9 protein-coding genes are annotated in these 16,800 nt (G+C 59.8%); 7 read left to right on the top strand and 2 right to left on the bottom strand.

What is annotated here, in order from left to right; all coding sequences use genetic code 11:
- The first annotated feature begins 130 nt into the window (after positions 1-130).
- From HB680_RS10670 to guaA, 3 genes are all read left to right on the top strand, one after another.
- Complete coding sequence (locus HB680_RS10670; RefSeq protein ID WP_213938427.1) at positions 131-679, top strand: sugar ABC transporter ATPase; 549 nt, start codon at positions 131-133, stop codon at positions 677-679.
- A 221-nt stretch (positions 680-900) separates the two neighbouring features.
- Positions 901-2,370 carry an IMP dehydrogenase gene (gene guaB, locus HB680_RS10665; RefSeq protein WP_123509376.1) on the top strand — a complete coding sequence of 490 codons (1,470 nt, stop codon included), beginning with the start codon at positions 901-903 and terminating at the stop codon, positions 2,368-2,370.
- Between the two features lie 83 nt (positions 2,371-2,453).
- The gene (gene guaA / locus HB680_RS10660) at positions 2,454-4,031 is read left to right on the top strand and encodes a glutamine-hydrolyzing GMP synthase (RefSeq protein WP_074873964.1); all 1,578 of its coding nucleotides are present in this window, start codon (positions 2,454-2,456) and stop codon (positions 4,029-4,031) included.
- Between the two features lie 72 nt (positions 4,032-4,103).
- Here the strand turns inward: guaA and HB680_RS10655 are convergent, their stop codons facing one another.
- On the bottom strand, positions 4,104-8,477 hold the full coding sequence (locus HB680_RS10655) for a membrane-targeted effector domain-containing toxin (RefSeq protein WP_213938426.1): 4,374 nt from the start codon (positions 8,475-8,477) through the stop codon (positions 4,104-4,106).
- 133 nt (positions 8,478-8,610) lie between these two features.
- A complete protein-coding gene (treR, locus tag HB680_RS10650) occupies positions 8,611-9,315 on the bottom strand; it encodes a trehalose operon repressor (RefSeq protein ID WP_213938425.1) in 705 nt (234 codons plus the stop codon).
- Between the two features lie 237 nt (positions 9,316-9,552).
- On the opposite strand from treR, the gene treP reads away from it, so the two are divergent.
- The 4 genes from treP to ptsP all read left to right on the top strand — a co-directional run bounded on the left by treP (position 9,553) and on the right by ptsP (position 16,799).
- Positions 9,553-10,995, top strand: coding sequence for a PTS system trehalose-specific EIIBC component (gene treP, locus HB680_RS10645; protein ID WP_213938424.1), 1,443 nt, complete (start codon positions 9,553-9,555; stop codon positions 10,993-10,995).
- A gap of 144 nt (positions 10,996-11,139) precedes the next feature.
- Positions 11,140-12,786 carry an alpha,alpha-phosphotrehalase gene (gene treC / locus HB680_RS10640; RefSeq protein ID WP_213938423.1) on the top strand — a complete coding sequence of 549 codons (1,647 nt, stop codon included), beginning with the start codon at positions 11,140-11,142 and terminating at the stop codon, positions 12,784-12,786.
- A 98-nt stretch (positions 12,787-12,884) separates the two neighbouring features.
- Positions 12,885-14,108, top strand: coding sequence for a carbohydrate porin (locus HB680_RS10635; RefSeq protein ID WP_213938422.1), 1,224 nt, complete (start codon positions 12,885-12,887; stop codon positions 14,106-14,108).
- A gap of 168 nt (positions 14,109-14,276) precedes the next feature.
- Entirely contained in the window at positions 14,277-16,799 is a 2,523-nt protein-coding gene (gene ptsP / locus HB680_RS10630) for a phosphoenolpyruvate--protein phosphotransferase (protein WP_213938421.1), read from the top strand.
- Position 16,800: the final 1 nt, after the last annotated feature.

Genomic DNA, 16,800 nt, shown 5'->3' with positions numbered 1-16,800 from the left:
TCATGACGCCTTCGTGGGCAAGCCTCGCTCCTACAGGTTATGCACCGATCCTTGTAGGAGCGAGGCTTGCCCGCGAAGGCATCATCCGGCGCGCCGCAGAACTTCCCATTTGACGCAGTAGGCTTGCACCATGAATTCCCAAAGCATCATCGTCCCGAAAATCTCCACCCTGCCGGTACACGAACCCCGGGCGCGGGCGGTCGTGCGTTGGCTGGTGCGCAAGAACATCATCAAGGAAGAGCTGACCACCTGCGGCCGCACCGGTAACCGTATGGCCCACGCCATCGCCGACGGTGCCCGCGCCGTGGTGCTGCACCCGGAAGCCCTGCCGTTCGGCGAACCGGTCAATGGCCTGGAGATCATCACCAAGCGCTGCATCTACACGCCGGCCAAGGGATTTCTGGGCGAGGCGGGCTGCGCCGAGTGCCGCAAGGAAGTCGGCGAAGCGCTGTTCGAAAGCCTGGAAGAGTGGATGCCGGGGCGCACCGACAACTTCACCTGCCCCGAGTGCGGGCATGAAGATGACATCAACGGGTTTCTGTTTTTGCAGGAATGCGGCTTTTCCAACCTGGGGTTCATCTTCAACAACTGGGCTGAGGCCGGGTTCAAGCAGCGTTTTATCGACGAGTTTGCCGATTGGCTCGACCAGCCTGTGAGTTGGGTGAAAGTGGAGCTCTGAATTCCTGTAGGAGCTGCCGAAGGCTGCGATCTTTTGATCTTGATTTTCGGCATTGCTGAAATGGCTGAAGATCAAAAGATCGCAGCCTTCGGCAGCTCCTACACAGAGGCGCAATCTCCGTATATCAGTAATGCCAATAATAGACAGAGTTTTACATTGAACCCGAGGGGGTGTCTGACTATAATGGCGCGCTTCCATTTTCCCGCTCGGGAGCCCCCGCGATGCTGCGTATCAGCCAAGAAGCTCTGACATTCGACGACATTCTCCTAGTGCCCGGTTATTCCGAGGTGCTTCCTAACGAAGTCAGTCTCAAGACCCGCCTAACCCGTGGCATCGAGCTGAATATTCCTCTGGTTTCTGCCGCCATGGACACCGTCACTGAAGCCCGTCTGGCAATCGCCATGGCTCAGGAAGGTGGCATCGGCATCATCCACAAGAACATGACCATCGAGCAGCAAGCTGCCGAAGTGCGCAAGGTCAAGCGTTACGAAGCCGGCGTGGTCAAGGACCCGATCACCATCGAGGCTGACGCCACGGTTCGTGAACTGTTCGAACTGACCCGCATGCACAACATCTCCGGCGTTCCGGTCCTGCACGATGGCGACCTGGTCGGCATCGTCACTTCCCGCGACGTACGTTTCGAAAACCGTCTGGACGCCACCGTCCGTGAAGTGATGACGCCGAAAGAGCGTCTGGTCACGGTCAAGGAAGGCGCCGACAAGAACGACGTCCGCGAGTTGTTGCACAAAAACCGCATCGAACGCGTGCTGATCGTCGACGACAAATTTGCCCTCAAAGGCATGATGACCGTCAACGACATCGAAAAAGCCAAGGCTTACCCGCTGGCCAGCAAGGACGATCAAGGTCGTCTGCGTGTTGGCGCTGCGGTCGGCACCGGTAAAGACACCGGTGAGCGCGTCGCGGCCCTGGTCAACGCCGGCGTTGACGTGGTGGTGGTCGACACCGCACACGGTCATTCCAAAGGTGTGATCGACCGCGTTCGCTGGGTCAAACAGAATTTCCCTGACGTGCAGGTCATCGGCGGCAACATCGCCACCGGCGCTGCCGCCAAGGCCCTGGTCGAAGCAGGCGCTGACGCCGTCAAGGTCGGTATCGGCCCTGGCTCGATCTGCACCACCCGCATCGTCGCCGGTGTCGGCGTCCCGCAAATCAGTGCCATCGCCAACGTCGCCGCAGCACTTGAAGGCTCGGGCGTGCCGTTGATCGCCGACGGCGGTATCCGCTTCTCCGGTGACCTGTCCAAGGCCATCGTGGCCGGTGCCTCCTGCGTGATGATGGGTTCGATGTTCGCCGGTACTGAAGAAGCGCCAGGCGAGATCGAACTGTTCCAGGGTCGTTCGTACAAGGCTTACCGCGGCATGGGTTCGCTGGGCGCCATGTCCCAGGCCCAGGGTTCCTCCGATCGTTACTTCCAGGACTCCTCGGCAGGCGCCGAGAAACTTGTTCCGGAAGGCATCGAAGGGCGTGTCCCGTATAAGGGCACCCTGAGCGCCATCATCCATCAACTGATGGGCGGCCTGCGTTCCTCGATGGGCTACACCGGCAGCGCCGACATCGAAGAAATGCGCACCAAGCCTGAGTTCGTGCGGATTACCGGCGCTGGCATGGCCGAGTCCCACGTGCACGACGTACAAATCACCAAAGAAGCGCCAAACTACCGCGTAGGTTGAGGCTTCCAGCAAAAAGTTAAGTAACCGGGGCTGTTTTATTCAGCCCCGAGTTGTTTCTGAATTCCATAGACGAGACTGACTCCATGGCCCTCGACATTCACGCCCACCGCATTCTGATCCTCGATTTCGGTTCCCAGTACACCCAGCTGATTGCCCGCCGCGTGCGTGAAATCGGCGTGTACTGCGAACTGCATCCGTTCGACATGGACGACGAAGCGATTCGCGAATTCGCTCCAAAAGGCGTCATTCTCGCCGGCGGCCCCGAGTCCGTGCACGTCGCCGACAGCCCGCGCTGCCCGCAAGCGGTGTTTGACCTGGGCGTCCCGGTCTTCGGTATCTGCTACGGCATGCAAACCATGGCTGAACAGCTGGGTGGCAAGGTCGAAGGTTCCGAGCTGCGTGAGTTCGGTTATGCCCGCGTTGACGTCGTCGGCAAGAGCCGCCTGCTCGACGGTATCGAAGACCACATCGACGCCGACGGCCTGTTCGGCCTCGACGTGTGGATGAGCCACGGTGACAAAGTCACCAAGATGCCGCAGGACTTCCACATCCTGGCCAGCACCCCGAGCTGCCCGATTGCCGGCATGTTCGACGACGCTCGTGGCTACTACGGCGTGCAGTTCCACCCGGAAGTGACCCACACCAAGCAGGGCGGTCGCATCCTCTCGCGTTTCATCCTCGACATCTGCGGCTGTGAAGCCCTGTGGACGCCGTCGAAAATTGCCGAAGACGCGATCGCCAACATTCGCGCCCAGGTCGGCACCGACAACGTTCTGCTCGGCCTGTCCGGCGGCGTAGACTCCTCGGTAGTGGCTGCGCTGTTGCACAAGGCCATCGGCGACCAACTGACCTGCGTCTTCGTCGACAACGGCCTGCTGCGTCTGCACGAAGGCGAGCAAGTGATGGCCATGTTCGCCGAGAACATGGGCGTCAAGGTGATCCGCGCCAACGCTGAAGATCAGTTCCTGGACAACCTGGCTGGCGAAAGCGATCCAGAGAAGAAGCGCAAGATCATCGGTCGCACCTTCATCGACGTCTTCGATGCCCAGTCCAACAAACTGGACAACATCAAGTACCTCGCCCAGGGCACCATCTACCCGGACGTGATCGAGTCGGCTGGCGCCAAAAGCGGCAAGGCCCACGTGATCAAGTCGCACCACAACGTGGGTGGCTTGCCGGAAGAGATGAACCTGAAACTGGTCGAGCCCCTGCGCGAGCTGTTCAAGGACGAAGTCCGTCGTCTGGGCCTGGAACTCGGCCTCCCGTACGACATGGTCTACCGTCACCCGTTCCCGGGCCCGGGCCTGGGCGTGCGGATCCTCGGTGAAGTGAAGAAGGAATACGCCGACCTGCTGCGTCGCGCCGACCACATCTTCATCGAAGAACTGCGCAAGGCCGACTGGTATCACAAAGTCAGCCAGGCGTTCGTGGTGTTCCAGCCGGTGAAATCGGTTGGCGTGGTCGGTGATGGCCGTCGTTACGCCTGGGTCGTTGCCCTGCGTGCCGTGGAAACCATCGACTTCATGACCGCGCGTTGGGCACACCTGCCTTACGAACTGCTGGAAACCGTCAGCGGCCGCATCATCAATGAAATCGAAGGCATTTCTCGCGTTACTTATGATGTGTCGAGCAAGCCACCAGCAACTATTGAGTGGGAATGATCCCGCACGGTGACAGCTGAATAAACAGAACCCCGGCCTCCGTGCCGGGGTTTTGCATTTTCGGGTGAGGCCTTATTCAGGAATCCGACCTAACCCATGCATGCCTCGGTTGTAGAGTGCATCGGCAAGGGCGCGCAGATGAGGGTAAGGCTTTTGATGGATATCCGGCCATGCCGGACGATTAAGGGTATAGCTCCCGTCCGGCAGCCGCTCAACCGGGGTGGAGACCACTCCGGTAGCCGCTCTGCTGCGATGCCACAGGGTGGTGGTTTCTGCAGAACGCTCGAAGTAGAAGTCGCCAGCCAGCGGCAGAAGGCGTTCACGCTGCGCGGCTGTTCTGACAAATGGCGGCGTTTCGATCGGCAGGTACATGTCGGCGAAAAGGGTATCGACTCTGCCGCGAAAAGCATTGGGTACGAGCGGGTTCTCATCGATGACGCGATGCACTTCGGTGCCTGGGTCCAGCGTGACGCCTTGTCCTTGGCCGGGTCCTACTTCTTCGATTCTCAAACCAACCGCTTGGTGCTGTTCGCTCAGGCCCGCAATGTTCCTGAACGTGTTGGTGCCTTCAGGCGCCGTGAGCACCACCCATTTACCCGCGCGCAATCCTTCGTCAGCGTAGATGAACCGGCTGGTCAGGTAGTTGTTCATGCGTTGTTCATCAACACTGACAAGTTTGAGCGTGGAGTTCGCATAACTGGCCGCGCAATCGGTGGCCTGTACATGGATGCCGTGCGCTCGGGCCTGTTTCACTACGTCGAGGTAAGTAAAGGGTGACTGTTGATCGGCGCTGATCGTGGTCAGGTAGTTTTCCAGATCGCTGGGCATGTCCCCTGTCTTCGAGAAAAAAAACGCGTCGAGGTCGGCCTGGTTGAAGTCATTCAGTAGACGCGGCAGGAACAAGTCACTGACGCCCAGGCGCTTGAACTCGGGCATGTTCTCGATCAGGAACCGACTGCTGGCGATGCGATCAGGGCTTTCACCGACCACCAGCCCTGCGGCCTCACTGTTGAAGACTTTTTCCAGAAACTCAGGAACGCTGGCGTTCTCGGTCGGGATCGGAGGACGGGTCGGCGTATTTGCCATGCTGAAGTCTCCAACCAGTCTTTTTGCGTCGGCGTCCAATTTGGTCCGCAGAGTCAGCACTTTTCTCGTATAGAGGGTCGCGTCCGAACCCGGATTGGCCGAAGGCGGCTGTCCTCGCTGTTGTTCCGTCGTGAGCACCCAGTCTTTCATGGCGGGTCTTTGACTGATCGGGACGTCGTACTCGGTGGCGGGCGTCAGCAGGCGGCGGGGACCGGCTGCGCCCTCTGGTGTGGCGGCTGGCGTTTCGACAATGGCTGCTTCAGCCACGTCGAGGCTGCCTTCGACCGGCATTTTGACTGGCTTCATTCCGCGCGCGATCAGTGCCTCACGCAGTTCGTTCAGGTTCTTGTAGTGCTGGCCGTACAGCTGGGTCCAGTTGCGGTTATCGACGAAAAAGTCTCTGAGGTCTTTCTGGATCACTGTGCGAATCAGTGCGCCGTAGCGGTTGCGGCTCACGATGAGCGTCGCCCCCGATTCGTTCACCAGGGTGAACATGCCGTTTTCGGTCAGGAGTTTATCGGCCCGTCGCATGTTGCTGACCACCTCGGGAGTCTCCAGTTGCAGGCGCAGGTCAGTACGCATTGGCAAGGCCGTGCCGCGATTATCGACGCTCGTGCCAGGGTCCGGTTCTATGCCACGCGCCTTGCCGACGGGGGCCTCTTCGATCCGCAGACCGACGGCACCTTCGATTTCACTGAGGCCCGCGGCACCGTCAAGGGTGCCCACCTGACTTTGGTTTACCAACGCCACCCATTGGTGGGTACCCCGGGCGGTTTGATCGGCATCGATCACGGTTCGCGCAAAATAGTTACCCATTTTGACCTGCAAGGTATTTTTGATGCCCATCCGGCCCGCGTCCTGGTAGCTGGCAAAGCAATCCAGCGCCTGCACCCGAATGTGGTTTTGCTGTGCCGCCCTGACCAGTTCCAGCGTGGTGAATTGGCCACTGGGGTCAGTGCCCTGAACCTGATCGATTTCCCTGAGGTAGCGCTCAAGGCTGCGGGACATGTTGCCGAATCGGGTGAAGTTATCCAGGTCGGCCTGGTGGAATTCGGTGAGCAGGTGTTGCAGGTGCAGGGTGCGGACTTTCAATTTGCTCAGCAGCGGCATGTTTTCGATCAGAAACTGCTTGCTGGCCATGCTGCCCGGCGCCTCGCCAATCACCAGATTGCGTGAGCCCCGCAGCAAGTTCTTGAGAATCTCCTTGGGCGGTGCGGCGGCGCTGATGGCAGGAATGGTCGGCCGTGCGGGCAGGCGAGGGGCGGCGAAAAAACGGTTGGTGTCGGCCTGCAGCTGTAGGTTGCATTCGTACGCCTCGACGCTGTGCTCAAGAATGTCGAACCGGGCTGTGCCGTCGGCTGCCGGTGTTATCCCTGGCCTCAAGGTTTCGGGAAGGTCGTAAGGCGTGGGCGGAGTATCGACGGGTGGCAGTGGTTCGGAGGTCTGTCCCCAGAGTTTCAGGCCAAAGATCTTGCCGCCCACGCCACCTTTCAGGCCCAGTTGCGATGCCGGTTCCCACTCCGAGTACTCGTTCAGGCTTACAGGGATGTTGCGCTTGAGCGACCAGGGATTGGCCGGATCGATGATGATCCAGGATTGCAGCTGCCCGACATAGCGCACCCGGTAGTGATACTTCGCGGTGCCGACCCGCATGAAGATGTAGCGTCTGCCGGAAAGGGTTTCGATCACGCCTTTGGAAATGCCGGTGCCTTCGATAGTGGGTTCGGTGATTTCGGTTTTGAACGAGATCAGAAAGTTCTCTTCCCCGCTTGGGAGAAAGCGTTCCGGCACCAGCTCTTCCAGGGGCGGGGCGGCAATCGGTTCAAGCGCCGGTTTACTGATTTTCCCTTCGGTGATCAGCGGGCTGTCGCTTTGTACGATGGGTTCGGGCAGCACTTGCCCGATGGGCTCCTCGCTGGCCAGAATGCCATCGGCTTCGGCGATATCCGCAACGCTACCGCCCTTGAGAAATATAGCGTTGAACAGGGTATTGATCGCCGCGAAAATCGCCCCGGTGACGCCGGCCTTGCGTTCGACGGAAGTTTTACCGTTCACCGCCTGCTCAATGTTCAGCCCGACATTCGCCAGCCCGGCGCCAACCACCGCCAGGGCCACCGGCCAGCCCACCGCCGCCAACGGCCCGAACACGCGGCCAAAGGCATTCAGATAGCCTATCCAGAGCTTTTTCCGCAGTTCGCCATTGGACGTCATCATGAACGTGGCGTCGCTCATCATGCGCGCGTGAGTCGCATCGCGCAGATAAGTGAAAGGGTCTTGCTGGATGAACTCACCCTGATCCTCAAGCAACCGATGGTCGTTGGTTTTCCAGGCCGTGAATAACAGGTCCAGCACACTGTCGAGGCCGACATTTTCGATGTGCGGCTCCCTGAAAAAATGGGCCATGACGTCGACGGCAGAAAAAGGCGCCATGAGCCATTCGGTTTTTTTATCGAACTGCGCCGTGTCTTCCATGATGTCGTGATCGGCGGCCGGAAAATGCGAGAGGAAGCGCTGTCTGCCGGACGTGCTGTGCACGGCGGACAGAATCCACCAGTGCAGGTCGACGACACTGTCGAACACATGAAAGCCCCACAACTCGCCGGGCACATAGACGATTTGCCGGTTATCACTGTCGACGATGCACAGGATATCGGTGGACACGAAGCCGCCCACGCACAAGCGGCGAATGCGCAGGGCGCTGGAGGGTTGATGTTCTTCTTCGAGCATGTTCAGTGTCGCAGGCCAGGTGACTGTGCCTGCGGCCGCGTTGATCACGGTGCGCAGATGGTCTGCGGTCAGACGTCCTGCTTCGTAATCTTCAAGGGCCTTGGCCAGGAACGCGCACTTGGCCAGGGTCCTGAAGGTCTTGCCTTGGGTGTTCCAGAACGACTCGACCCTGGCCTTGTAGTGATCGACGAAGTTATAGGCCCAGAACGCCTTGAGCACCTCGCTGCCGAACAGACGAACCTCGTTGGTCTCGTTGTAAGTTCCGGCCTCCGGCCCTGCGCTGTAGAAGCCGCAGTCGTTGTCGAGCATGTCGGTGTTGTCCTGGTCATGCACGGTGAAGCGGGTGATCACCAGTTGTGTCAGGGTCATCGAATCGTGAGGGTGTTCGATGTGTTCCCACCCGGTAAAGGTCTTGTCGTTGCTCTGGGAACCATGGAAGCGGTGCCAATAGACCTGATCCGGCTCCAGGTCGTGGATGCCGTGCTCGGTGAGGATGCGTTTGGCGAAGGTGGTCGCCATGTCGTAAAGATCGGGGCAAGCCTCGACCAGTGCCGGAACCAGCACCTTGAGCGCCTGCGCATCGGCGGCGTTGGGCAGGTCGGCGGCTGGCGACGGGTGTTCGGTTGCAGTCATTTCGCTCTTCCTTGAGTGAGTTTGCGCTGCTCACTGTCTCAAGGCTGGAATGACAAAGATGTCGGACGCATTGGCATTTGTTGCAGTCCCTGGCTGATCACAAGCATGGAACTCGCCGTGTCCCGTGTACGAATCAGCGTCGCGCCACATCCGAAAAGTAGAATTTATCCAATGTATGCCGGGACTCGGTGTACTCGAATTGGCGCCCATCCTGCAAAAACGTCTGGTTACTGACCACGATCACGTGGCTTTGGCCGTCGAGGTCCAGCAGCAGTTGATCGTCCTTGCTGCGCGGCACCGCTTCGATGGTGCGCTGGGCGTAGGCGATTTGCAGTTGCAGGGTCTGTTCGATGAAGGCGTAGATCGATTGCTCGGCGATGTCCCGGGACAGGCCGGGGATCACATCGCTGACGAAATGGTTGATGTCGAGGATCACCCGTTTGCCATCGATTCGCCGCACCCGCTTGATCCGCGTGATCAGGCTGCCGGCTTCGGCCTGGATGTGTTCCAGCAGCGCGCCCTCCAGCGGAATCTGGTCGAACTCGACCACTTCGGTGCTGACGTCGTTGCCCAGCCGTGGATAGGTTTCCTGGAAGCTGACGATGCCGCCGAGCTGGAATTCGATCGGGTTGGTCGACAGAACAAAGGTGCCTTTGCCGTGGATTTTCTGGGCGAAGCCGCGCTCCTGCAATTGCTCGATGGCCTTGCGCACGGTGCCGCGACTGGCCTGGTAGCTGTCCATCAATTCGGTTTCGGAAGGCAATCGGGCGCCGCGTTCCAGACGTTCGGTGGTGATGCTGGCAAGCAGATCGGTGTAGATCTGGTTGTATTTACTCATGGGGATGGCTCTATGCCGCGCTGTACTCAAGGCTTCGAACCTTAAGGGCAGGGTAGGGGTTTGTCCATGCGGCTTTGGGATTCGTTGACTTTGAAGGTAGGAAATGTCGCCGCCGGACGGGTTCAGGATAAACAAAATCAAACTCGTCTGTACGAGTTGTTGCATTAACTCGTACAGACGAGTACTTTTCGTTTCGGCGTGCTGCCAATAACAAAAAACGACAACGGAAGATCAAGCATGAGCCACGACTATCCGAATATCGCCAGCGAGCTGCTTGTCAGCCTCGGTGGCAGCGACAACCTCGAGCAGGCCGCGCACTGCGTCACGCGCTTGCGCCTGGCCCTCAAGGACCCGAGCCTGGTCAACAGCGCCACGCTGAACCAGATCGATCTGGTCAAGGGCTCGTTCTTCACCGGTGGCCTGTTCCAGGTGGTCATCGGCCCCGGCGAAGTGGAAAAGGTCTACGCCGAACTGCGCCGGCAAACCGGCCTCGCCGCGTCGACCATCGCCGACGTTAAACAAAAGAGCGCGGACAAGATCAACGCCATGCAGCGCCTGGTGCGGGTGTTTTCCGACGTGTTCATGCCGATCCTGCCGGCGTTGGTGGTTGCTGGCCTGCTGATGGGCGTCAACAACCTGATCGGCGCCAAGGGCATGTTCATCGAAGGCAAAACCCTGCTGGATGCGTACCCGAGCCTGGATGGCATCTGGAGCCTTATCAACCTGATGGCCAACACCTCGTTTGTGTTCTTGCCCGCGCTGGTGGGCTGGTCGGCGGCCAAGCGGTTTGGCGGCAGCGAAATCCTCGGCATCGTGCTCGGCCTGATGTTGGTGCACCCGGACCTGCTCAACGCCTGGAACTACGGCAAGGCTGTGGCCGGGCTCGATGGCCAGAGTCTGCCGTACTTCGATATCTTCGGCTGGTTCAAGATCGAGAAGGTCGGTTATCAAGGCCAGATCCTGCCGATTCTGCTGGCGGCCTACGTCATGAGCGTCATCGAAAAATGGCTGCGGGCGCGGGTGCCGAATGCCGTGCAATTGCTGGTGGTGCCGATCACCACCATCGTCGTCACTGGCGTGTTGGCGCTGGCGGTGATTGGCCCGGTAACCCGGCATCTGGGAATTCTGATCACCGAAGGCGTGGTCACCTTGTTTGACCTCGCGCCGATGGTTGGCGGGGCGATTTTCGGCCTGCTGTATGCGCCGCTGGTGATCACCGGCATGCACCACATGTTCCTCGCCGTGGACCTGCAGCTTATTTCCACTCAGGGCGGCACCTTTATCTGGCCGATGATCGTCATGTCCAACCTCGCCCAGGGCAGCGCCGCGCTGGCGGTGTTCTACATGACCCGCAACGTGCGGGACAAAAGCATGGCCTCGACCTCGGCGATTTCCGCGTATTTCGGCATCACCGAACCGGCGATGTTCGGCGTCAACCTGCGCTACAAATTTCCGTTTTATTCGGCGCTGATCGGCTCGGCACTGGGCTGTATCTTCCTGTCGCTGAACAAGGTCCAGGCCTCGGCGATTGGCGTCGGCGGCTTGCCCGGTTTTATCTCGGTCATTCCGCAGTTCATCCCGATGTTTGTGATCGGGATGATCATCGCCATGGTCGTGCCGTTTGTTTTGACCTGTGGGTTGAGCATGAAGATTGTTCGGCCTGGATTTCGGGTTGCCTGACAGAACCATTCGCGCGTAGGAGCTGCCGAAGGCTGCGATCTTTTGATCTTCAGCGATCTTGATTACTTCGAGAATCAAGATCAAAAGATCGCAGCCTTCGGCAGTTCCTACCGAGGTTGTACAAAATTCAAGAGGAACCCAGCCATGCAAGACTGGCAACGTTCGGTGATCTACCAGATCTACCCGAAAAGCTTCCACAGCCACGCCGGCAACCCCACGGGTGATTTGCTCGGGGTCGTGGCCAAGCTCGACTACCTGCACTGGCTGGGCGTCGATTGCCTGTGGATCACGCCGTTCCTGCGTTCGCCCCAGCGCGACAACGGTTACGACATCAGCGATTACTACGCCATTGACCCGAGCTACGGGACCATGGCCGACTGCGAATTGCTGATCGCCGAGGCCGGCAAGCGCGGGATCAAGTTGATGCTCGATATCGTGGTCAACCACACCTCCATCGAGCACACCTGGTTCCAGCAGGCCCGCAGCAGCCTCGACAACCCGTACCGCGACTTCTACATCTGGCGCGACCAGCCGAACAACTGGGAATCCAAGTTCGGCGGTTCGGCCTGGGAGTACGAAGCCCAGACCGGCCAATACTTCCTGCACCTGTTCGACCACACCCAGGCCGACCTGAACTGGGACAACCCGCAGGTGCGTGCCGAAGTGTTCAAGATGATGCGCTTCTGGCGCGACAAAGGCGTCGGTGGTTTCCGTCTCGACGTGATCAACCTGATCTCGAAACCGGCGGATTTCCCCGAGGACAACAGCGACGGCCGACGCTTCTACACCGACGGCCCGAACGTCCACGAGTATTTGCAGCAAATGCACCGCGAAGTGTTTGAAGGCCACGACCTGATCAACGTCGGCGAGATGTCTTCTACCAGCCTTGAGCATTGCATTCGCTACTCGCGGCCGGACTCGAAAGAGTTGTCGATGACCTTCAACTTCCATCACTTGAAAGTCGATTATCCGAACCTGCAAAAGTGGATTCGCGCCGATTTCGACTTCCTGCAACTCAAGCGCATTCTCTCGGATTGGCAGACCGGCATGCAGGCCGGTGGCGGCTGGAATGCATTGTTTTGGTGTAACCACGATCAGCCGCGGGTGGTCTCGCGTTTTGGTCACGACGGCGAGTATCGGGTGGTGTCGGCGAAGATGCTCGGCACGGCGTTGCACTTCCTCCAGGGCACACCGTTTGTGTACCAGGGCGAAGAACTGGGCATGACCAATCCGGGCTTCGATCACATCGACCAGTACCGCGATGTCGAGACCCTGAACATCCATCGCCTCAAGCGCGATGCCGGTGTCAGCGATGCCGACAACATGGCGGCGATCATGCAGAAATCCCGGGACAACGGCCGCACGCCGATGCACTGGAATGCCGAGCCGAACGCCGGTTTCAGCGTGGCCGAACCGTGGATCAGCGTGCCGGCCAACGCCGCGCAGATCAACGTTGCCAGTCAGCTCGACGACCCGGATTCGGTGCTGCATCACTATCGCCGGTTGATCGCTTTGCGCAGCGAGGAAGCCTTGATGTCCGACGGTGTGTACCGGCAGTTGTTGCCCGAACACTCACACATCTGGGCCTATGTGCGTGAAGGCGTGGATGAGCGCTTGCTGGTGCTGAACAACTTCTACGGCACAACCTGCGAAGTCGAGTTGCCGGAAGAAGTGATCAGCGAAGCGATGTCGCAACGCTTGGTCATCAGCAACTACCCGGACTGTCCGCCGCGCAATCGGCAGGTGTTTTTACGGCCCTTTGAGTCGTTCGTACTGCACCTGACTCACTAATAAAAAACACTGTTTTCAAAAACACGCAGAACACTGCGCGGGGGAGTTTTGCGCGCTGTTTTTTGCTGCAGCACACAATAAAAATAATGGGGTAGCACTTGAAAACAACAATAAATCGCAGCCTTTTCGCCGCGGGCGTGTGCCTGGCTTTGCCGCTGTCGGCCCAGGCGCTGGAGTTCGCCGGTTACTTGCGCAGCGGCGTCGGGACGTCGGTGAACAGTGGCAAACAACAGTGTTTTCAATTACCGGGGGCGCAAACAAAGTATCGCTTGGGCAACGAATGCGAACAGTACGCCGAACTGGAATTGCGCCAGGATCTGTACACCCTGGACGATGGCTCGGTGTTGAGCGTCGACGGCATGGCTTCGCTGTATAACCAGTACGACAAGGACCTGACCTTCAACGGTGATAACGGCTCGGTACGCATGCCGCAGATGTATGCGCAGTGGTCGAACATGCCGAGTCTGAATGGCGGTTCGTTGTGGGCCGGTCGGCGTTATTACAAGCGGAACGATATCCACATTTCCGACTTCTACTATTGGAACCAGAGCGCCACCGGCGGCGGTGTCGAGGACGTGTTGATCGGCGATCTGAAATACAGCTACGCCTACTCGCGCAAGGACAACCTGTACCAGAAGGATTACATCAACCGGCATGACTTCAACGTCGCCGGGTTCGACACCAACCCCGGCGGCGAGCTGGAACTGGGCCTGAGCTACATCGACAAGCCTGACAGCCGTGATGCGCACCGTGGCTGGGCGATCACTGCCCAGCATGTGCAGAAAGGCTTTCTCGGCGGCAAGAACAAACTGGCCTTCCAGTACGGCGAAGGCCCCGGCACCGGGTTGGGGTATACCGGTAACGTGAAGCTCGACGACAGCAACAAAAGTTATCGGGTGGTGGAGTTCTTCGACTGGCAGGTGACGCCGCGTTTCGGCGGGCAGATCGAAGCGGTGTATCAGAAAGACATTCGCCCGGACGGCGCCGACCAGAACTGGATGTCCATCGGCGTACGCCCGGCCTATGCGATCACTGAGCAGTTCAAACTGGTGACCGAATTGGGTCACGATCAGGTCGATGCACCGGGCGGGACGCGCAAGTTGAGCAAGTTCACCTTCGCCCCGACCTGGTCGCCCAAGGGCCCGGAATTCTGGGCGCGCCCGGAGGTGCGTCTGTATTACACCTATGCGAGCTGGAACGAGGCGGCCAAACGGGCGGCCAATGAACTGGCGGCGGGCTCGGCGTTATCCGATACCGGCGCCTTCGGCACGGCGCGCCACGGTGCGAATGTCGGATTGCAGGTCGAGTATTGGTGGAAATAAACGCAAAACTGCGGCTGTCCTCGACGCGCATTGTCGCGCAGAGAACACCTGTAGGAGCACGGCTTGCCGGCGATAGCGGCCTTGAGATCGCCATCGCCGGCAAGCCGTGCTCCTACAGTTACCATTCGCTTCAGCGTCTTTCAAAAGAACAAAACAGCAGGTGACGTCATGGCCACACCCCAACATTTGCAACTGCTCGCGCCGCTGTCCGGCGTGCTGATGCCGCTGGACCAGGTGCCCGATCCGGTGTTCTCCAGCCGCGTGATCGGTGACGGTCTATGCATCGACCCGACTTCACAAACCCTGCTGGCACCGCTGGCCGGGGTGATCAGCAATGTGCAGGCCAGTGGGCATGCGGTCAGCATCACCGACGACAGCGGGGTGCAGGTGTTGATGCACATCGGCCTCGATACCGTGAACCTGGCGGGCAAGGGGTTTACCCGGTTGGTGGAGGAAGGCCAACGCGTCGAAGCAGGGCAGGCGTTGATCGAATTCGATGCCGATTACATCGCCTTGCATGCCCGCAGTTTGTTGACCTTGATGCTGGTGGTCAGCGGCGAACCGTTCACTTGGCTGGTGCCGGAAACGGGGCTGGTGGACAGTGGCCAGCCATTGCTGGGTTTGAACGGCACCGGACCTGTGGCTGATGACGTGTTGGCGGAAGAGGGCGAGGCGCTGTTCTCCAAACCGGTGACGCTGGCCAACCCGAATGGCTTGCACGCGCGTCCGGCCGCCGTGTTCGCGCAAGCGGCGAAAAGCTTTTTGGCAAGCATTTACCTGCATAAACAGCAGGACAGCGCCAATGCCAAATCCCTGGTGGCGATCATGGCGTTGCAGACGGGGCACGGTGACGTGGTGCAAGTCAGCGCGGCGGGGCCGGATGCCGAGGTGGCGATCAAGACGTTGGCCGAATTGCTGGTCGCGGGTTGTGGCGAAACCGTGAAAGTGGCGGTTGAGGTGGAACCCGTCGAGTCGCTGACCGTGCTGCGCGGAGTGTGCGCCTCGGCGGGTTCGGCGTTTGGTCAGGTGGTACAGATTGCCGAGCAGAAGCTGGACGTGAGCGAGTTCGGCCAAGGTGCACAGGCCGAGCTTGAGGTGTTATCGCAAGCGTTGGGCGAGGCTCTGAACGACTTGCAGCAATTGCGCGACAACGCCACCAGCGATGCCCAGGCCGAGATTTTCAAGGCGCATCAGGAATTGCTCGAAGATCCGAGCCTGCTGGATCAGGCCCGGTCGTTGATCGGCGAAGGCAAAAGTGCCGGTTTCGCCTGGCGCGCGACCACCGAAGCGACGGCGGCGCAATTCAAAAGCCTCGGCAGTCCGTTGCTGGCCGAGCGGGCGGCGGATCTGGCGGATGTCGGCCAACGGGTGCTCAAGCGCATTCTCGGCGTAACCGACCGCGCGTTGGACCTGCCGGACGGCGCAATCCTGATCGCCGAGCAACTGACGCCGTCTCAGACTGCCGGACTCGATACCCGCAAAGTCCTGGGATTCGCCACAGTCGGCGGCGGCGCCACCAGCCACGTCGCGATTCTGGCCCGGGCCGCTGGCCTGCCGGCGATCTGCGGTTTGCCGGTGCAAGTACTGGCGCTGGTCGATGGCACGCAAGTGTTGCTCGACGCCGACAAAGGCGAATTGCAGCTTGATCCGGACCTTGCGGCTATCGAACAACTGCAAGCCAACCGTCAGCAACAACAGAAACGCCATCAACATGAACTGGCCCACGCCGCGCTCGCCGCGTGCACCCGCGACGGTCATCACATTGAAGTGACGGCCAACGTCGCTTCGCTGACTGAAACTGAGCAAGCCATGACCCTCGGCGGTGAAGGTGTCGGGCTATTGCGTTCGGAGTTCCTTTATCTGGACCGCAACCACGCGCCGAGCCATGACGAGCAGGCGTCCACCTACAGCGCCATCGCGCGCGCCCTGGGGCCTACGCGCAATCTGGTGGTGCGCACCCTGGACGTCGGCGGCGACAAACCGTTGGCTTACGTGCCGATGGACAGCGAAACCAATCCGTTCCTCGGCATGCGCGGGATTCGCCTGTGCCTGGAGCGTCCGCAACTGCTGCGGGATCAGTTCAAGGCCATCCTCAGCAGCACCGGATTGGCGCGTTTGCACATCATGTTGCCGATGGTTGCGCAGCTCTCGGAATTGCGTCTGGCGCGGCAACTGCTGGAAGAAGAGGCGCTGGCGCTAGGCCTCACGGAACTGCCGAAACTGGGGATCATGATTGAAGTACCGGCCGCCGCGTTGATGGCGGATCTGTTCGCACCCGAGGTGGATTTCTTCTCCATCGGCACCAACGATTTGACCCAATACACCCTGGCCATGGACCGCGATCACCCACGCCTGGCCAGTCAGGCCGACAGCTTTCACCCGTCGGTGCTGCGCTTGATCGCCAGCACGGTCAAAGCGGCCCATGCCCACGGCAAATGGGTCGGCGTGTGTGGTGCGCTGGCTTCGGAAACCCTGGCGACCCCGTTGTTGCTGGGGCTGGGCGTGGATGAATTGTCGGTGAGCGTGCCGCTGATTCCAGCGGTGAAAGCGGCGGTGCGGGAAGTGGATCTGACGGACTGCCAGGCCATCGCCCAACAAGTGCTGGGGCTGGAAAGTGCCGAGCAAGTGCGCGAGGCGCTGCGGCTGTACCACGAAGCGACGGTCGATACTTCACTGGTTCTGGAGAACTGAG

Source organism: Pseudomonas sp. dw_612 (genome assembly GCF_018449725.1).
In the GTDB taxonomy this organism is placed as follows: domain Bacteria; phylum Pseudomonadota; class Gammaproteobacteria; order Pseudomonadales; family Pseudomonadaceae; genus Aquipseudomonas.
Note: the sequence above shows the minus strand (reverse complement) of the source record. Positions and strands in the feature narration are given on the sequence as shown.

Excerpts from the sequence above, each read along its gene's own strand:
- guaA (WP_074873964.1), top strand. The coding sequence starts at position 2,454 with ATGGCCCTCGACATTCACGCCCACCGCATTCTGATCCTCGATTTCGGT.
- HB680_RS10655 (WP_213938426.1), bottom strand. The coding sequence starts at position 8,477 with ATGACTGCAACCGAACACCCGTCGCCAGCCGCCGACCTGCCCAACGCC.
- treR (WP_213938425.1), bottom strand. The coding sequence starts at position 9,315 with ATGAGTAAATACAACCAGATCTACACCGATCTGCTTGCCAGCATCACC.
- HB680_RS10670 (WP_213938427.1), top strand. The coding sequence starts at position 131 with ATGAATTCCCAAAGCATCATCGTCCCGAAAATCTCCACCCTGCCGGTA.
- ptsP (WP_213938421.1), top strand. The coding sequence starts at position 14,277 with ATGGCCACACCCCAACATTTGCAACTGCTCGCGCCGCTGTCCGGCGTG.
- guaB (WP_123509376.1), top strand. The coding sequence starts at position 901 with ATGCTGCGTATCAGCCAAGAAGCTCTGACATTCGACGACATTCTCCTA.
- treP (WP_213938424.1), top strand. The coding sequence starts at position 9,553 with ATGAGCCACGACTATCCGAATATCGCCAGCGAGCTGCTTGTCAGCCTC.
- treC (WP_213938423.1), top strand. The coding sequence starts at position 11,140 with ATGCAAGACTGGCAACGTTCGGTGATCTACCAGATCTACCCGAAAAGC.